The sequence below is a fragment of the Aeromonas sp. R5-3 genome, assembly GCF_040908225.1.
Taxonomy (GTDB): domain Bacteria; phylum Pseudomonadota; class Gammaproteobacteria; order Enterobacterales; family Aeromonadaceae; genus Aeromonas; species Aeromonas dhakensis.
Window position 1 is genome coordinate 77824 of sequence record NZ_JBFODH010000024.1, and the last position, 17254, is coordinate 95077.

The 17254-nt window shown below is 60.9% G+C and carries 17 protein-coding genes and 2 pseudogenes; 12 read left to right on the plus strand and 7 right to left on the minus strand.

What is annotated here, in order from left to right; genetic code table 11:
• Positions 1-3 precede the first annotated feature (3 nt).
• Positions 4-714, minus strand: coding sequence for a two-component system response regulator RstA (gene rstA / locus AB5Y95_RS17120; RefSeq protein ID WP_019840333.1), 711 nt, complete (start codon positions 712-714; stop codon positions 4-6).
• Between the two features lie 153 nt (positions 715-867).
• Positions 868-2001, minus strand: a complete 1134-nt coding sequence (trmA, locus tag AB5Y95_RS17125; protein ID WP_368161658.1) for a tRNA (uridine(54)-C5)-methyltransferase TrmA — start codon at positions 1999-2001, stop codon at positions 868-870.
• A gap of 170 nt (positions 2002-2171) precedes the next feature.
• Here trmA and AB5Y95_RS17130 point away from each other — a divergent pair, with 170 nt between their 5' ends.
• From AB5Y95_RS17130 to AB5Y95_RS17145, 4 genes and pseudogenes are all read left to right on the plus strand, one after another.
• Entirely contained in the window at positions 2172-3314 is a 1143-nt protein-coding gene (locus AB5Y95_RS17130; protein ID WP_362850115.1) for a DUF5610 domain-containing protein, read from the plus strand.
• A gap of 90 nt (positions 3315-3404) precedes the next feature.
• Positions 3405-3938 carry an ATP--cob(I)alamin adenosyltransferase gene (locus AB5Y95_RS17135; protein ID WP_005306761.1) on the plus strand — a complete coding sequence of 178 codons (534 nt, stop codon included), beginning with the start codon at positions 3405-3407 and terminating at the stop codon, positions 3936-3938.
• Between the two features lie 96 nt (positions 3939-4034).
• A pseudogene (locus AB5Y95_RS17140) lies at positions 4035-4229 on the plus strand (FkbH domain-containing protein); the annotation flags it as partial.
• 20 nt (positions 4230-4249) lie between these two features.
• Positions 4250-4546 (plus strand): annotated as a pseudogene (locus AB5Y95_RS17145) (winged helix-turn-helix domain-containing protein); the annotation flags it as partial.
• A gap of 123 nt (positions 4547-4669) precedes the next feature.
• On the opposite strand, the gene AB5Y95_RS17150 reads toward AB5Y95_RS17145, so the two are convergent.
• From AB5Y95_RS17150 to pseF, 5 genes are read right to left on the minus strand one after another with little or no spacing between them, the layout of a single operon-like run.
• Complete coding sequence (locus tag AB5Y95_RS17150) at positions 4670-4930, minus strand: hypothetical protein (protein WP_368161659.1); 261 nt, start codon at positions 4928-4930, stop codon at positions 4670-4672.
• Positions 4927-6222, minus strand: a complete 1296-nt coding sequence (locus AB5Y95_RS17155) for a motility associated factor glycosyltransferase family protein (RefSeq protein WP_368161660.1) — start codon at positions 6220-6222, stop codon at positions 4927-4929. The genes AB5Y95_RS17150 and AB5Y95_RS17155 overlap by 4 nt, the downstream gene beginning before the upstream one ends.
• Positions 6215-7261, minus strand: coding sequence for a pseudaminic acid synthase (gene pseI / locus AB5Y95_RS17160; protein WP_368161661.1), 1047 nt, complete (start codon positions 7259-7261; stop codon positions 6215-6217). Before pseI ends, AB5Y95_RS17155 begins: the two co-directional genes overlap by 8 nt.
• A 6-nt stretch (positions 7262-7267) precedes the next feature.
• Positions 7268-8524: a UDP-2,4-diacetamido-2,4,6-trideoxy-beta-L-altropyranose hydrolase gene (pseG, locus tag AB5Y95_RS17165; RefSeq protein ID WP_368161662.1), complete on the minus strand. Its 1257-nt coding sequence runs from the start codon at positions 8522-8524 to the stop codon at positions 7268-7270.
• Entirely contained in the window at positions 8514-9209 is a 696-nt protein-coding gene (gene pseF, locus AB5Y95_RS17170; RefSeq protein WP_010635737.1) for a pseudaminic acid cytidylyltransferase, read from the minus strand. Before pseF ends, pseG begins: the two co-directional genes overlap by 11 nt.
• 164 nt (positions 9210-9373) lie before the next feature.
• Here pseF and AB5Y95_RS17175 point away from each other — a divergent pair, with 164 nt between their 5' ends.
• The 8 genes from AB5Y95_RS17175 to AB5Y95_RS17210 all read left to right on the plus strand — a co-directional run bounded on the left by AB5Y95_RS17175 (position 9374) and on the right by AB5Y95_RS17210 (position 17254).
• Entirely contained in the window at positions 9374-9910 is a 537-nt protein-coding gene (locus AB5Y95_RS17175) for a GNAT family N-acetyltransferase (RefSeq protein WP_117405386.1), read from the plus strand.
• Positions 9907-10140 carry an acyl carrier protein gene (locus AB5Y95_RS17180; RefSeq protein ID WP_005306726.1) on the plus strand — a complete coding sequence of 78 codons (234 nt, stop codon included), beginning with the start codon at positions 9907-9909 and terminating at the stop codon, positions 10138-10140. The genes AB5Y95_RS17175 and AB5Y95_RS17180 overlap by 4 nt, the downstream gene beginning before the upstream one ends.
• On the plus strand, positions 10140-10889 hold the full coding sequence (locus AB5Y95_RS17185; protein WP_368161663.1) for an SDR family NAD(P)-dependent oxidoreductase: 750 nt from the start codon (positions 10140-10142) through the stop codon (positions 10887-10889). The genes AB5Y95_RS17180 and AB5Y95_RS17185 overlap by 1 nt, the downstream gene beginning before the upstream one ends.
• Entirely contained in the window at positions 10889-12259 is a 1371-nt protein-coding gene (locus AB5Y95_RS17190) for an AMP-binding protein (protein WP_368161664.1), read from the plus strand. Before AB5Y95_RS17185 ends, AB5Y95_RS17190 begins: the two co-directional genes overlap by 1 nt.
• Positions 12259-13317: an acyl-protein synthetase gene (locus AB5Y95_RS17195; protein ID WP_368161665.1), complete on the plus strand. Its 1059-nt coding sequence runs from the start codon at positions 12259-12261 to the stop codon at positions 13315-13317. The genes AB5Y95_RS17190 and AB5Y95_RS17195 overlap by 1 nt, the downstream gene beginning before the upstream one ends.
• Positions 13314-14495, plus strand: coding sequence for an acyl-CoA reductase (locus AB5Y95_RS17200; protein WP_368161666.1), 1182 nt, complete (start codon positions 13314-13316; stop codon positions 14493-14495). The genes AB5Y95_RS17195 and AB5Y95_RS17200 overlap by 4 nt, the downstream gene beginning before the upstream one ends.
• 28 nt (positions 14496-14523) lie before the next feature.
• Positions 14524-16101, plus strand: coding sequence for a glycosyltransferase family 61 protein (locus AB5Y95_RS17205; protein WP_368161667.1), 1578 nt, complete (start codon positions 14524-14526; stop codon positions 16099-16101).
• Positions 16102-16192: 91 nt separating this feature from the next.
• Positions 16193-17254, plus strand: a complete 1062-nt coding sequence (locus AB5Y95_RS17210) for a CDP-glycerol glycerophosphotransferase family protein (RefSeq protein WP_368161668.1) — start codon at positions 16193-16195, stop codon at positions 17252-17254.

Here is a 17254-nt window from a genome sequence, read left to right on the forward strand (position 1 = left end):
GGCTTATTCCCAGGCCTGGGGCACCAGCAGGTAGCCTTTCTGGCGCACCGTCTTGATGCGGGTCGGGTTGCTGGTGTCGTCCCCCAGCTTGCGGCGCAGACGGGAGATGGCAACGTCCATGCTGCGATCCTGGCCGTCGTAGTCACGGCCGCGCAGGCTGCGAAACAGCGCCTCCCGCCCCAGGATCTGGCCGGCGTGGCAGGCCAGCTCCCACAGAAGGTCGAAATCGGCGGTGGAGAGCGGAATGCTGTCGCCGTCGAGGCGCACGTCCCGGCCCGGGCCGTCGATCTGCAGACGGCCGAACTGCAGGCGCTGGGGTGGAGTGCCGGCGACCACGGGCTGCGGGGCCTGTTGCCCCTGCTGGCGGAACTGGACCCGCAGCCGGGCCAGCAGCACGGGGGGCGGCGTGGTCTTGAGGATGTAGTCGTTGGCCCCCAGCTCCAGGCTCAGGATCTGGTTCATGTCGCTGTCGAGCGAGGTGAGCATGACGATGGGGCCGGCAAAGCGCGGGCGCAGATCCCGGCACAGGGAGAGACCATCCTGACCCGGCAGCATGATGTCGAGCAGCACCAGGTCCGGCTGCTCGGCCTCGACCCTGGCGAGCGCCCGATCGCCCCTCGGCTCCAGCAGCACTTCCATGTCGTGGCGGGCCAGCCAGCTGCTGATGAGTTGGCCTATCTCGGGATCATCTTCAACAAAAAGAATGCGTTGCATGGTGGCATGACACCCAGACTGTGGCGCGGATGCGCGTGCCGCCAGCATAGCGGCTCCGGCCGCCCCATGCACTGGGATAAATAATCAAACAGGGCCCGCGGGCCCTGTCTTGTCTTGTCTTGCTGGTCGAGCGGGGGCTCTGCCCCGACAGCATCAACCCGCCTTGCGTTTGAGATAGACGCCGGCTTCCATATGGTGAGTCCAGGGGAACTGATCGAACAGGGCGAAGCGGGCGATCTCGTGGGTTTCGCCCAGCACCTGCATGTTGGCCTGCAGGGTCTCGGGGTTGCAGGAGATGTAGAGGATGTTGTCGTAATCCTGCACCAGCTTGACGGTGGCGTCGTCGAGGCCGGCCCGGGGCGGGTCGACGAAGATGGTGTTGCACTGGTAGGCGGAGAGATCGACCCCCTTGAGGCGGTTGAACTCCCGCTCGCCGCGCATCGCCATGGTGAACTCCTCGGCCGACATGCGCAGGATGATCAGGTTGTCGACGCCGTTGGCGGCGATGTTGAACTGGGCGGAATCCACGCTCGGCTTGGCGATCTCGGTGGCCAGCACCTTGCTAAAGTTCTGCGCCAGGGCGATGGAGAAGTTGCCGTTGCCGCAGTAGAGCTCCAGCAGGTCGCCCTCGCTCCCCTTGGTCACGTCCAGCGCCCAGCTCAGCATCTGTTCGTTGATGGCGGCGTTGGGCTGGGTGAAGCTGTTTTCCACCTGCTTGTAGACCAGCTCGCGCCCCTGCACGGTCAGCCGTTCGATGACGAACTCCTCCCCCAGGCAGATTTTCTGCTTGTGGGCGCGGCCAATCAGCTGCAGCTCGAACCCCTGAGCCCGCAGGTCGGCCTGCAGCGCCTCGGCGGCCTGCTGCCACTCGCTCTCTAGCTTGCGGTGGTAGAGCAGGCTGACGCAGATCTGGCCGGACTGGGTAGAGAGGTAGTCGATCTGGAACAGCTTGCGGCGCAGCACGGGGTGCGGGCGCAGCCCCTCCAGCAGCACCGGCATCAGCCGGTTGATGAGGCGACTGGCGGTGGGGAACTGGTCGACCCGGATGATCTCCTTGGTGGCCGGCGCATACATGCAGTGGTACAGGTCGTCACCGTCGTGCCAGATGCGAAACTCGGCGCGCATCCGGTAGTGTTTGGCGGGGGAGGCATGCACTTCCAGCGCAGGCAGGGTGAAGTCGGCAAACAACCCGCAGAGGCGCTCGCGCTTCTCGTCGAGCTGGGCCTGGTAGTCGGCCGGGGTTCGAAGGGGCGCCGGGTCGGCGGAAACCTGCTGGGATTGGGTCATGATTTACCTCACATGCACACCGGTCTGGCCGGGACGAAATCGGGGGAAGCCTGCGGCCACCCAAAGGGGCCCGATTTTAAAAGGCCGCTGCGGATTGTCCAGCATTTTGTGGTCAAGAAGTGTGCAGTCAGGCCGATAGCTGATCTACAGGCATGGTGGGAGGACACATTATGCAGATCGACGGAGTGGGCGCGGCCCAACCCAAGGGAGTGGGTGTTGCTCCCAAATCGCCCCAGCAGGCGGACTCGAAGCCGGTAAACAACGGGGACGAAGTCTCGTTGCACAAGGCGCCGAAATGGGCGCAGGTGCTGGTGCAGCAGGCGCTGCAGTTCGCGCTGGAGATCAACGGCCAGGGCTACAAGGCGCCCAAGGTACAGGATCAGCCGGAGGCGGTGACCCCGGATACCCTATTCGACTTCCAGTCGGTGGCCGACAACGTGCTGCAGTTCGTCACCGGCCGGCTGGGGGCTGCCCGGGCCGACGGCAAGTCGGACGACAGCCTGACCGGCATGATGGAGCAGGCCCGCAAGGGGGTGGACAAGGGCTTTGGTGACGCCAGGAAACAGCTTGGCGACTGGGCGGACAACGAAGACATCAAGACCGGCATGGATCAGAGCTACAAGCTGATCCAGGAGGGGCTCGATCAGTTCGAGAAGGAGTTCTTTGGCAAGGTCTCTACCACCGACATGGGGCAGGCCGAGATGGCCAGCCGCCAGCAGGGCTCGCTGGAGATCCAGACCAAGGATGGCGACAAGGTGGTGCTGCGCTTCAACGACAGCTGGCAGACCAAGTCCCAGAAGGATGACAGCGGCAGCCAGTTCAGCCTCAAGTCGAGCCAGAGCTTCAGCTTCTCGCTGGAGGGCAACCTGAGCAGCGAGGAGATGGACTCCATCGGCAAGCTGGTCAAGGGGATCGACGATCTGGCCGGCAGCTTCTTCTCCGGCAATTTCGACGACCTGTTGAAGAAGGCGGGCGAGCTGAAGCTGGATGACAGCCAGCTGGCCTCCTATTCGCTCAAGCTCAAGCAGAGCCTCAAGCTGAGCCAGACCTATCAGGGGGCGCACTCCCTGCAGGAGATGCTCAAGCCGCTGGCGGACTACCTACCCAAGCTGGATCAGGTGCAGCAGCAGGCGGATGCCCTGTTGCCGGCGTCCCAGCAGCAGGCGCTGACGCCAGCGGTGCTGGCGGCCCGTGGTCAGAGCGATCCGGCCCAGGTGGGCAGCTTCACCAGCTTCAACCAGCGGATGCTGGATGCGCTGCGGATGATCGGCCAGTTCCAGCCGGCGACGGATGCCAGCAGCAAGAGCGTTTGAACCGTTTTGGATCGAGAAGGACCATGACCGGCCGTTTGCCAGCTCCTGCGGGGGCTGGCAAACTGGCCTTTTTCCCGATCCGGCCGCCCCATGAACCCGAAAAAGCCCAGAGACAAGCGCGAGCTTTGCTACCCCTTCATCTTCGAAACCCAGTTCCAGTGTGACTACGAGATCGCCACCGACGAGCTCTGCTGCCAGGTGGGCGCCGTGTTGTCACACTTGGCTCCGGATGCCGAGCTTGCGCCTATGCAGGCGGATCTCGCGGCGCTGCAGCGGCTTATCTACAACCTCAACGGCTCGGTGCGCGGCCGGCTCGGCATCTTCGAGGAGGATCTGGCGTGGCTGAAGGGGCGTTACGATCACTACAACGAGGCGAGCCGCGGCCGGGTGACCGGTTTCGTGCTGCCGCAAGGGCCGCAGCCGATCCCGACCCTGCACCTGTGCCGCTGTGGCAGCAAGAAGGTGGTGCGGCTGCTGGTGCGGCTGGAGGAGAGCGGGGTGCGCTTCGACCCCATCCTCTATCGTTTCGCCAACCTGCTGGCCAACTTCTTCTTCGTGCTGACTGTCTACCTCAAGCAGCTGTGGCAGGTGGACGAGGTGCCCTACGTCAGCATCAACTACTGAATACGGCCAAAAAAGCTTTTGTTTTTCATGAAGATCAAACACGATCATCCCATTTGTCGGTCGCCGGGATGGTCCCGGTAGTGCAGGGGGAAGGTCATGACCATGCTTCATCTCAGTGGCAGTTCGTTCTTGATGCCGGGCAACCTCGCCTGGCGCCCCCTGGCTGAATATGGCGAAGTGCAGGTGGCCCCCCATGGCCAGTGGTTGCAGACCCTGATGAACCAGGGCGCCGATGCCGCGGCCGGGACCCACATCATCATCTGGCTGTGGGAAGATCTGGTGCCCGCCCGGACCCTGCCGTACTCGCCAGCCTGGCGCTGCGCCGCGCCATCGAGTGTCTGGAGCGAGATGAGCGCTGCGAGGTCACCGTACTGGGCGAACCCCAGCTCGGCAAGCGGGGGCTCTACCCGGATTTGTCGACCCGCTATTCGGGCTGGCAGGTGCGGGAGATGATGAATCTGCTGGCCTACAGCGACGGCAAGCTGACCCTGTTCGAGATTGCCGAGACCATAGGGGCGCCATTCTGGCGGGTGGAGCCGCTGGCGCGAATGCTGCTGGAGGCCGGGCTGCTGCGTCGCCTCAGCCCGCAACCGGACTACTCGATCACCGATAGGCCGGCCCCGGTGCGTTCTGCAGTTCGGCCGCGGGCAGCGGGCTGGTGTGCAGCAACTCACTGAAGGTCTGGCGGCGTGACAGCTCCTGCTCGGAGGCGTTGGAAATGGCCTTGATCATCAATGGTCTCCTGTTGTGGTGTCGCCGGCCGGGGTCGACAGGCAGTGCACCACTTCATATTCGAGGTAGTCGGCCAGTCCCAGCCAGTCCTGGCGTTCCTGGCACTGCAGCAGGGCGGCTACCAGTCCGGGCGGCAGGTTGCCCTGCTCGGTGAACACCTCTTGCAGCAGTTCCGGCAGTGCCTGACTCGCGGCGACCGACTGCCCCAGCCGAAACTGGTGCGCCAGGGCGGTGAGGCGGGTGATCTGGCCGTTTTTCATTGCACGTACTCCGGGTGATAGTGGCAGCCGGCGATCTCCGCTCCCTCCCTGCTGCAGTTCCAGAATTGCACCTCGGGGTGGCGCGCTATGTAGCGCTCGAGCTCGGTGCGGTAGGCGGAAAAGTTCGGATTGGTCTTGACCCGCCGGCCATGGCCGTCGAGGGTCCAGCTGAGTGCCAGCGCGGCGCTGGGGCCGAGGGCGCCATCGGCCCAGCCCGAGTGAGTGAGCTCGCCGGGAAAGGCGAAGTCGGTGCCCAGCAGGATGACCTGGCGGCAACCCATCTGCACGGCGAGATCCACGGCGGGATGAATGACGCTGCCGCCCGAGTGCAGCACGCCCTTGGGGAGCGTCTGTCGCAGTTGCTGATACATGGGGCTGCGGGAGTAGGCGGTCTTGCGCGGCCCCTGCCAGGCCAGCAAAGCTGCCGTGGGTACCGTGGGGTAATAGACCAGGGTGGTCTGGGCCGACTGGGCGGCGGGCAGCCGGTTGCCGTGGATGGCGTCATCTATGGTGACGACGATGTCGGGCCGGATGCCGTTGCCAAGCAAAAACGCCAGCGCGGTATCGACGCTGATCAGCAGGTAGTCTTGCCGACGGCTCTGCAACTGGGCCTGCAGGGTGGCCAGGTTGTGCTGCAGGGTCGGGCCGCTCGCCACGATCAGCGCCTGCTTGCCCTGAGCCAGACCAAACAGGGAGGCCACATCGCCGTCTCCGGCCACCAGTTCGCGATTTTCGGCCAGCCGCCGGGTGACGTCGGGGTGTTCGGCGTCGAACCTGGCCCGGGCGAACGGCAAGTCGATTTCACTCACCAGCCGGTCGCGGATGCGGGCGGCGGCATCTTCCACCAGCAGCAGCTCGGGCGGCAGAGCGAAAAAGGGCAGCCGCACTTCCCCCTCGTCGCCGGCCATCATCAGCTCGACCCTGGGATCCGCCAGCCAGTCCTGCTGGTCCAGCAGCCGCAGCACCAGGGCAAACAGGGCGCCATTCATGATCTTCACTTCCAGCCGCTTGAGGCTGCTGCGCCCCAGCAGGGCGCGCGGCAGATCGCCAAGCCCGGTGCCGTAGAGGTGCAGCACAGCTTGCTCGGGCAGGCTGGCGGCCTGCAGCTCGGCCTCTTTCACCCGGTCGTGCCGGCTGGTGAGCTGGATGCCGTGGAGGCTGAGGGTGGAGCCGAGCCCCTCGGTCAGCTCGGCCGGCAGGCTTTCCACGTCCTGTGCCAGCAGGCGGGGCCAGAGGGCGGGCCAGCGCTGACTGATGAGCCTGCCGTGCTGGTTGAACAGATCATCACTCATCTTTGTCTATCCACTCCCAGCTCAGCGGTTGATTGGCGCTCAGGCTGCGGTTGACCCGCTTGCCGATGATCCGATCGTAATCGGCGGGAGGCAGGCCGAGGGCGGGGCGCACCGACTTGATATGTTCTGCGGTGAGCACCTCGCCAGCTGCCATCTCCTTGACCAGATAGAGGGAGCGGCGAAACGCGCGGTTGCCCTGTTCACTGGCGGTGAGCTGGTAATCGGCTACCCCGAGGGCGGCATGGGCGGTATTGACCGAGGCCACCAGCTCGGTGAGTTCGGCCGGTTCCATGGAGAAGGCGCAATCCGGCCCGCCGTCGGCGCGGGCCAGGGTGAAGTGTTTCTCGATGAGGGTGGCCCCGAGCGCGGTGGCGGCAATGGCCGTGGCGGACCCCAGGGTGTGATCGGAGAGCCCCACCTCGACCCCGAAGCGCTGGCGCAACATGGGGATGGTACGCAGGTTGTATTCGGCGGCCGGCGCCGGATAGCCGCTGACGCAGTGCAGCAGCGCGAGCTGGCCGTTGCCGTGCTTGAGCGCCATCTCGACCGCGGCGGCGATCTCGGCCTCGTTCGCCATGCCGGTGGACATGATGAGCGGCTTGCCGGTCTGGGCGGCGTAGCGGATGAGGGGCAGGTCCACCAGCTCGAAGGAGGCGATCTTGTAGGCCGGGCAGTTAAGGGATTCCAGCAGATCCACCGCGCTGAAGTCGAACGGACTGCTGAAAACCGTCAGTCCCAGCTCGCGCCCCTTGGCAAACAGGGCCTGATGCCACTCCCAGGGGGTGTGCGCCCACTCGTAAAGGTCATAGAGGTTGCGGCCATCCCACAAGCCGCCGTGGATCTGGAACTCGGGCCTGTCACTGTTGAGGGTGATGGTGTCGGGCCGGTAGGTCTGCAGCTTGACCGCGCTGGCCCCGGCCTCCTTGGCGGCTGTCATGATGGCCAGTGCACGCTCCAGGTTGCCGTTGTGGTTGGCCGACAGCTCGGCGATCACGTACGGAGCCTGCGCCGGGCCGATGGATTGATGGGCGATCTGCATCTGTGTTCAGACTCCTGTGCCAAGTTGCCAGCCTTGCGGCGCCGGCTGCCAGGGGGCAGGGGGCGCTATCTGCGGTGGCTCGGCAAGATAGAGGGGAAATTGGGAGAAAATTGTTTGCAAGCGATGTGCCAGCTCTTGCCACTCCGCTGGTTGCAGTGGCCGGGTGGCCTGCCATGTCAGCTGCTGGCCGTTCAGCGTCAGGGTGAGCAGCGGCTGGTCATCGTACAGGAAGTGCCACCGCTGGCCATCGGGCTGCAGCCGGCTGCCGGTTTGGGGCAACAACCAGGCGGTGAGCCGATCCAGCCCCAGCCCGTCCACCTGCTGCTGGCCGCGGCGGCGGTAGTCGTCTGACTGTTGTTCAAGGCGTTGCAGGGCCTGCAGCAGCCGCTCAGGCTTGGCCAGCTCGTTCAGGGTCAGCCGCTCGGCAAGCTGAAAGCGGGCGATCACCTGGTCGTTGAACTGCTGGTTGTCGACGATGGGTACCGCCAGGGTCGGCAGGCCGAGACAGGCCCGCTCCCAGGTCATGCCGCCGGCGGCGCCGATGGCGAAGTCGTGCCGGCTCATCAGGTCGGCCATCTGGTCGCTCTGGCGCAGCAGCGCCAGGTCGAGGTCGGCCAGTTCGGCCACCCTCTGTTCCAGCTCGGGCCAGAAGGGATTGGCGCCGCCCGCCACCAGGGTCCATTGGATGGTGCGGGCCCAGGGCAGCTTGGCCAGGCTGTTGAGGGTGACGAGGCAGGCACCCGCCGGGTCGGCGCCGCCAAAGCAGACGAGCCCCCTTTGCCACCGGTCTGTATGTTGACGTGCCAGCTGGCGATAGGCGGGGCGCAGCAGGGCGTAGTCGGTACCCAGCAGCAGCCGGCAATCGGCGGGGGTGAGGGGCTGGTAATCGGCGACGCGGCGCAAGGGGCCCTGATCCAGCAGCAGCTCGCAGTGGTGCGGCCGGTCGGCCAGATCATCGATCACCAGCATGCGGCCGCAGTGGGCGGCCAGCTGGGTTTCGAGTCGCTGGTCAATCTGGTAGTGATCGAACACCAGCCAGTCGGGCAGCAAGCCGGGCAGCGGGCCGGCGTCATCCGGCGCGCTCAGGGGATGGTGGTGATGGGGCCGCAGCAGTGGCAGCAGGTGCGCCGGCAGATCGTGGCAGAGGAAGTGGCACTCGGCCCCGGCGGCGTGCAGCCGATCGGCGATGGCCAGACAGCGCATCAGGTGGCCCAAGCCGATATCGGCGCCAGCGTCGAGCCGGAAGGCAACCTTAAACGTCATCTTGGGCCAGCACTTGATAGAGCAGTTCGGCCAGGTGCCAATCTTCCGGCGTGTCGATGTCGACCACCCTGTGCCGCGGCAATATGTGGCCGATCCCTTCTCCCCCCACCGGGCTGATCCCGCCCAGCCAGGCCGCGCGACTGCCCCAGTAGAACTGGCCGGCATCCTGGTAGGCGGGCTCCAGATCCTGGGAGCGTTTCGCCATCTGCTCCGGCCAGAACGGTGTGACCCTGCCTTGCGCGTCCATGCGCACCGCCCGCTGGATCGGGAAGCCGAATTCGGCCACCGTGTAGACGAAGGGGGCCTTGCTGGCGAGCAGGCGGTGGTGGGCGGCGCGCAGGTCGGCGGCCTGGATCAGTGGCACGGTGGCATAGATGCAGCAGTAGTGCTCTGCCTGGATGCCAAGCTGGTCGAGCCGCTGGATGGTGTCGATCACCACAGGGGTGGTGCCGGTATGGTCATCGGCCAGCGCCGCGCCGCGCAGGAAAGGCACCTCGGCCCCGAGGCGACGGGCCACCTCGGCGATCTCAGGGTCATCGGTGGAGACCACCACCCGACTGAAACAGCCCGAGTCTCTGGCTGCCCCGATGGCGTAGGCAATCATGGGCAAGCCGCAGAAGGGGCGGATGTTCTTGCGGGGAATGCGCTTGCTGCCGCCCCGTGCCGGGATGATGGCGATGGCCATGATGCTCTCTCCCTGAGGAGCCCGACGTGGTCGCCGAGCCGGATAATTGATGACAACTCGTTGATTATTTTTGAGATTATACCGAGTTTTCATCTTATATTATTGAGCTTTGCTACGGAATTGCCCGGTGATGGTCGATAACATGGGCAAGTGATGGGACGTCATTGGTATTGAACATGAGTTATGGTGTCGAATTACGCCCGCTCCAGCCTTGGGATCTGCCCACCCTGCGACGCTGGCGCAACCTGGACGAGGTGCGGTTGCAGATGGTGGAGCAGGCGCTCATCTCCCCCCGCCAGCAACGGCAGTGGTTCGTCAGCAGCCTTGAACGGGCTGACCAGCAGCACTGGGTGCTCTGGTGCCGCGGCCTGCGGGCTGGCTACGTCAATCTGAAAGGGGAGACGCGGCAATCGTTGCAGGGGCAGCCGGTGGCCGATGCCGGCCTCTATCTGGGCCGCTCCAGCGTGCGTCACCCCATGCTGGCCGTCGCCGCCGCCCTGTCACAGCTCGATCAGGGCTTCGATACCTTCGGGCTCGGCTGCATCCGCACCCTGGTGCGCACCGGCAACGACGCCGCCCTGCGCCTCAATGCACAGCTCGGCTATCGCCAACAGGGGCAACAGGGCGACTTCATCGCCCTCGAACTGCTGCCCGCCGACTATTATGCCGCCCGAGAACGGCTACGGAGATTTTTCAGATGACTACAGCGTTGGAACAGGTTTTTGCCGATGCCCTCGGCATCGACGTCGGCAGCGTCAGCGACCAGCTGGCCTACAACAGCATTCCCCAGTGGGACTCCGTCGCCCACATGGGCCTGATCGCCCAGCTGGAGGACTGCTACGGCGTGCTGCTCGATACCGATGACATCATCGACATGAGCTCGGTCGCCAAGGCCCGGGAGATCCTCGCCAAGTACGGGGTCGCCCTCTGATGCAGGGGCTGCTGCAAGGCAAGCGGGTGTTGATCACCGGCGCTAGGCGCGGCATCGGGCTTGCCATTGCCCGGCTGTTTGCCGCGCAGGGGGCCGAGCTGTGGCTGGCGGGACGTGACGAGGCGGCCATGAGCCGGCTGGCTGATGAGCTCGGCGCCGAGTTCGGCGTACCTTGTCACTCGCTCTATGTCGACGTGGCGCAGCCGCAGGCAGTCAAGCAGGCCTTTCAGCAGCTGTTTGCCCAGACCAGAATGCTGGACGTGCTGGTCAACAATGCCGGCATGCTGGAAGAGGGGCTGCTCGGCATGGTCAATCAGGCCCAGCTGGAGCAGACCTTCAGCCACAACACCTTCAGCGTGGTCTATTGCAGCCAGTATGCCGCCCGCCTGATGCAGCGCAGCGGTGGCGGCAGCATCATCAATCTCGCCTCCCTGATGGGGCGGGTCGGTGCCGCCGGCCTTTGCAGCTATGCCGGCAGCAAGGCGGCGGTGATCGGCATCACCCAGTCGCTGGCCAAGGAGCTGGCTGCCAGCCAGATCCGGGTCAATGCCATCGCCCCCGGTTTCATCGACACCGAGATGGCTCACGCCATCCCGGACGACAAGTTTGCCGAGCGGCTCGCCAGCATCGCCATGGGGCGCATCGGCACCCCGGACGAGGTGGCCAAGGTGGCGCTGTTTCTCGCTTCCGACCTGGCAAGCTATGTGACCGGCCAGGTCATCGGCGTGGATGGAGGCATGGCGGTCTGATGGATCACGCGCACGCACTGCTCGTCCACCTGCGGGAAGACAACCCGGCGCCGGCCTGGCGCGATCCGCAAGAGGGCTGGCTCTCCTACGGCGAGCTGGCACGGCGGGTGGCGCGGCTGGCGGCCAGCTATCCGGACGAGCGCAGCCTGGTCTATCTGCCCTTTTTCACCCGCACCGCCCACCTGCTGCATTATCTGGCGGCGCTCAAGTTGGGGCATGTCGTGATGTTGGCAGACCCGGCCCTCCCAGCGAGCCAGCACGATGCCAGCTGCCGGCAGTTTGGTGTGCGCTGGCGGGTCAATGACGTCGGCCAGCTGGAGCGGCTCGCCGCGGCGACGCCTGCCCTGCACCCGGCGCTGACGGTAATGCTGCCAACCTCGGGCAGTACCGGCAGCGCCAAGTGGGTGCGGCTGTCGGGGCGCAATCTGGCGGCCAACGCCGCCTCCATCGCCGACTATCTGGCGCTGACTGCGGCCGAGCGGGCCATCACCAGCCTGCCGCTGTATTACTCCTATGGCTTGTCGGTACTCAACAGCCATCTGCTGGTGGGGGCCTCTCTGGTGCAGCATGAAGGGAGCGTGCTGGAGCGCGACTTCTGGCAGCTGGTCGATCTGCACGGCGTGAGCAGCTTTGCCGGGGTGCCCTTTACCTATCAGATGCTGGCCCGGCTGCGCTTTGACTGGGCCCGCTACCCCTCGTTGCAGACCCTGACCCAGGCGGGCGGGCGTCTCGAACCCGCGCTGGCGCAGCAGTTTGCCGAGCAGGCCCTGCGGCTGGAGCGGCGCTTCTTCGTCATGTACGGCCAGACCGAGGCCACCGCCCGCATGGCCTGGCTGGCGGCGCCCGAGGTGGCCGCCCATCCCGATGCCATCGGTCGCGCCATTCCCGGCGGCCAGTTCGCCTTGCGCGCGCTGGAGGGGGGCAAGCCCGGGGAGGGGGAGCTGGTCTATCGCGGCGACAACGTCATGCTGGGTTACGCCGGTGCGGCCGCAGATCTGGCGCTGGGCGCCCAGCTGCAGGAGCTGGCCACCGGCGATCTGGCCCGCTGCGATGAGGCGGGCCGCTACTACATCTGTGGCCGGCTCAGCCGTTTTCTCAAGCTGTTCGGCAAGCGGGTCAGCCTGGCGGAGGTCGAGAGCCAGCTCCATCGCTGGGGCTGGACGGGGGCCTGCGGTGGGCGTGACGACTGCCTGCTGGTGGCTGTCGAGCCCCGCGATGACTTGACGACCGACGGCTTGCTGCGCGAGCTGGCGCAGTGGCTGCAGGCCCCGCCGCGGGCGGTGCAGGTGGTGCAGGTGACACAACTGCCGCGCACCGCCAATCACAAGATTGACTACGCCGCCCTGGCCAGACTGGCGGGGGAGGCGTGATGGAGCAGTTGCTGAGCGCGCCGGTCTTCGCCCTGCCCCAGGCCGCCAAACAGGCGCTGCTGCTGGCGCGGCTCAACGCGTTGACTGCGCACCATCAGGCCCACTGCACGGCTTATAACAATGTGCTGCAAGCCTTCGGCTGGACGGCCGCGGCGACCGACTACGATGCGCTGCCCTACCTGGCGGCCCGGCTGTTCAAACTGGCCCAATGGCAGAGCGTGCCGCAGAGCGAGGTGTTCAAGGTGCTCACCTCGTCGGGCACCACGGGCTCGCCATCACGGATCGTGCTGGACAGGGAGACCGCCGCCCTGCAGAGCAAGGTGCTGGTGAAGATCCTGCAGGAGTTTGTCGGCAAGCAGCGCCTGCCCATGCTGCTGGTGGAGCAACCCGCCCTCATCCAGAACCGCAGCGGCTTTTCGGCGCGCGGCGCGGGCGCGCTGGGACTCTCTTTCCTCGGCCGTGACCATACCTATGCCCTCGACGAGCAGATGCGGCCCAACTGGCCTGTCATCGAGGCCTTCTGTGACAAATATGCCGGCCAGCCGGTGTTGCTGTTCGGTTTCACCTTCATGGTCTGGCAATGCCTGCTGGAGCCGCTGCGCGAGCGCGGCCTGCAACTGCCGCTGACGCAGGGCATTTTGTTTCACAGCGGCGGCTGGAAGAAGCTGCAGCACCTGGCGGTGGACAATCCCGCCTTCAAGGCCCGCTGCCGTGACCAGCTGGGGCTGGGCCGGGTACACAACTTCTACGGCATGGTGGAGCAGGTGGGCTCCATCTTCGTCGAGTGCGAGCAGGGACACCTGCATGCTCCCGTGTTTGCCGATGTACAGGTGCGCGATCCGCTCACCCATCAGCCGCTCGGGATTGGCAGCCCAGGCCTGCTGCAGGTGCTCTCCGCCATTCCCGGCAGTTATCCCGGCCACAGCCTGCTGAGCGAGGATCTCGGCGTGCTGCTGGGGGAGGATGACTGCCCTTGTGGCCGCCATGGCCGTTATTTTCACGTAGCGGGACGCCAGCACGGCGCCGAGGTGAGGGGATGCAGCGACACCTTCCAATGACCTTGTCTGGGGCGACCACAGTGCTCTGGCAGGAGGGGCCGGCGGTCAGCTTCGTGGCCCCGACGACGGGCTGGCCAACCTTCTGCCCGCAGCCCTTGCCCTGCTTTGCCCCCGTCATCTGCGACTTCGTGGAGGCGCTGTCGGCCCGCCTGCAGCAGGAGGGGCGTCGTCATCCCGATCTGGCCGCGTTCGGTTTCTGGCTGCGGCCCCGCCAGCTGGCCAGAGAACAGCAGCGTTTGCAGGGACGGGGGCCGCTGGGGGTCACCTTTCACCTGGTGCCCTCCAACGTGCCGACGGTGGCTTTCTACTCCTGGTTGATGGCTCTGTTGATGGGCAACCCCTGCGTGGTGCGGCTGTCGTCACGCCGCGATCCGCAGCAGGAGGCCATGCTGGCGATCCTCAGCGAACTGTTCAGCCTCGGTGAATGGCAAGCGATCGCCGCCCGTACCCGCTTCATTCGCTATGAGCACGACGAGGGCATCACCGCCTGGCTGTCGGCGCGCTGCCGGCTGCGCATCATCTGGGGCGGCGACGAGACCATCCGCCAGGTGCGGGCCATTCCCCTGGCACCAACGGCGCAGGAAGTGGTGTTTCCGGATCGCCGCTCGATGGCGGTGCTCGACAGCCGCTGGCTGGCCGGGCTGGATCCGCAGGAGTGGCAACGGACGCTGGAAGCCTTGCAACAGGACTGCACCCGTTTCAACCAGCAGGCCTGCGCCTCGCCAACCACCCTCTGCTGGCTGGGTGAACCCGACGAGGGACTGCGCCGCCGCTTGCTGGAGGCCCTGTTTGCCCCCTTTGCCGCCGATCCCGCCCTGGCGATGGAGAGGCTCATCCACAGTCAACAAAATGCCGCCGAGCAGGGGGCAATGCAGGTGACCAGCTTGCCCGGCGTCACCTTATTGACTCCGATCAGCACGCTGCGGCTCGCACACGTCGGAGGAGGTACAGTTGCCGAATTTGTGGCCGATACCCTGAATGAGCTGCTGGCACAGCCCTGGGACATGCAGACTTGCGTCTGGGTCGGCGGTGACAGGGGCGGGGTCGAAGCGGCGCTGCCGACTGCCCCCACCTGCCGGATTGACCGGGTGGTGGCGCCTGGACAGGCGCTCGCATTCGAATGGCACTGGGATGGGTTGGATCTATTGCTATGTTGTAGTCGTTACATTAGGAGTTAATTGTTTATAGCAATATGGAGTATTCTAAATGTTATTTTTTAAGAAAAAAAACAAGGAAAATATACTAATATTCGGGACTGGGTCTGGGGGGGTTAACTTCTATAAGCAGTTCAGAGATAAATATATTATTTCTGGTTTTTTGGATAATAATAAAAATAAGCATGGCGCTAGACTCTTTGGTCATGAAATATATAGTCCCGAGACGATCCCATCTTTAGTTTTTCATAAAATATATATTGCCAGTGATTATTATGCTGATATTCATGAGCAGCTTACAAAAAAACTGGAAATTCCTGAAGAGAGAATAGAAATCTTTCATTCTATTAGTCTTGATAAGACGTCTTTAAAGCGGAGATTAGAAAACTGGCTTGATATATATTTATGCGCAGTTATTTGTAAGAGGCAAAGTCGACTATCTAGAATACTCTTTGAGTATTTTTATGTAAGGAGACATAGTGGTGGAGAAAGTAAGCTAAAGTTAGTCAGTTTTGATTGGTTGGACACTAGAATTGAAAACCAGATACATGTCTTTCGTGAGGAGATAGAAGGTGTTGCTGTAGGACCATTCTATATTAATAAATCACAGGCTATTGAAAAAATAATCATTCCTAAAGTGGCACTTTACAGATTCACCGATGGATATATATCTTCCGTTTCACGCTCGGTATTGCTACCAGATAATAACCTTGTTATTGAACGTGTTAAAACGGCAGAAGTGAACAATGCGGATTATAGTAGCTCGAGACTAATATATCACGGTGATAAGTTAGCTATTATAAGGACGGAGAAATCGATATACCTCAACAAGGGTGTTTTAATCAGTGGCGGTAGTGAGACAAATTACTATCATTGGATGTTAGAAATCCTGAGTCAACTGCAATTTGTCGACGAGCTTCCACAGGAGTATGATGATTACCCAATTATTATTTCTTCCTCTAGCCAAAGAATTTCTGCGGTTAAATCTTTTATAGATAAGGCAGGAATTTATCGGGACTTTATCTATATAGATAGTCTTTCATATTATCAGGTGGGAGATTTATTGATGATCACCCCCCCAAACAACCTTGTTCCAAATCTTAAAAATATTTCATGGAGTAATGTTAGGAATTCATATGTAAGAAGCGAGTCCCTATATTATTTACGGAGGACAGCATCAAAAAATATTAAGTGTGTGGGGGGGGCTATATACAAAAGGGTTTTCTTAGCAAGGAAAAACTTCATAAGAAAGTATAATCAAGATGCTCTCTTTACTGCATTATCTAAATTCGGGTTCCAAGCAATTTACATGGAGGATTTTAGTTTTGATGATCAAGTAGCTTTTATTTCGAAAGCGGAAATAATAGTTGGGCCAACCGGTGCAGCATGGACAAATATATTGTTTTCTTCACCAGGGACGAAAGCATTATGCTGGATGGCTGATGAAGCTGGTGATTTATCTTGCTTTTCTAATATAGCTAACGCACTAGACATTGATCTCACTTATATTAACTATAGTGCGGGCTCGACAGATACGAGAAAGATATATTATGCATCATACAGTATAGATATAGAGATGGTTGTAGGTTGGGTTATCGACGCGATTAACATGCCAAAAGGTAAATTTTAAAAATGATGATATATTTTTTCTCTGGATATGAACATGCATTATTTTTGGTATGTTTAAATTAGGTCTAAATATATACTAAGAGAGTGCATAAATGAAGCCTGAAAATAAATTTAAACCAATCGCTTTTCTTGTTCATGCTGCAGAGATGTGCAATCACTATAAATCTGTATGGCGACTGTTAGGGCGGGATGAATTTGATACTGTTTTACATGGGACTGTGAGCGAAATAGCTGAAAGCAGATCTTTGATTGAGAGTATGGGTTATACATGTTACGAAAGCAAAACAATAATAGATAATAGCCATAAGTATGACATCGTTGTCTCTAACCATAGCATGTTTGATTATGGTGATAAACCACTAATACACGCCATCGGCGATAGGCAAGTTAGATTCATGTATGCCTTAGGAAAGGAAAAACATAATTTTTCTGATTGGAACAAACATTATGATCTAGTACTTTGCTTTGGACCATGGCAGGCCGATAGAATGAATGACCTGTACTCAGTTGCAACGTTTCAAATGGGTTACCCACGCTACGATGATTATTTTCGTGAGCTTGATTGTAAGAATATATACTCAGCAGAGCTGGGGCTAGAACCAGATAAAAAGACGATTTTGTGGTTACCGACTTGGCTTGAATTGTCATCATTAGCATTATATTCAGACGTAATGTCCACACTTTGTGAAAAATATAATGTTATTGTGAAAACTCACCCATTGTCGGCTACAAGTGAACCTGATGTTCTGGAGAGACTTAAACAATACCATTTCACTACTGTGATTACAGATGTTTATGATAATATAAAGTTATTTAGGTGTGCTGATTTTGTAGTTTGTGACTATGGAGGCACACCTTTTGGAGCAATTTATCTAGATAAAAATTTGTTATTGTTGGATATTCAGGATGCCGAGAAAAATGAATTGACTGGTGCAGGGTCGCCTGATGTTAACTTAAGAAGTGACATTGTTCACCTTGATTATTCATCGCGTTATAGACTGCCAGAAATGCTGTTAGATGAAACGATTTGGGATAATCAAAAGAGGGTTCGTCAGCACTTGCGTCGTAAATACTTTACCGCCAGCTATGGTTTCTCTGCTGAGATGGCTATAGTTGCTTTGAAAAATATTGAGCATCTTATAAAGCAGAGGTAA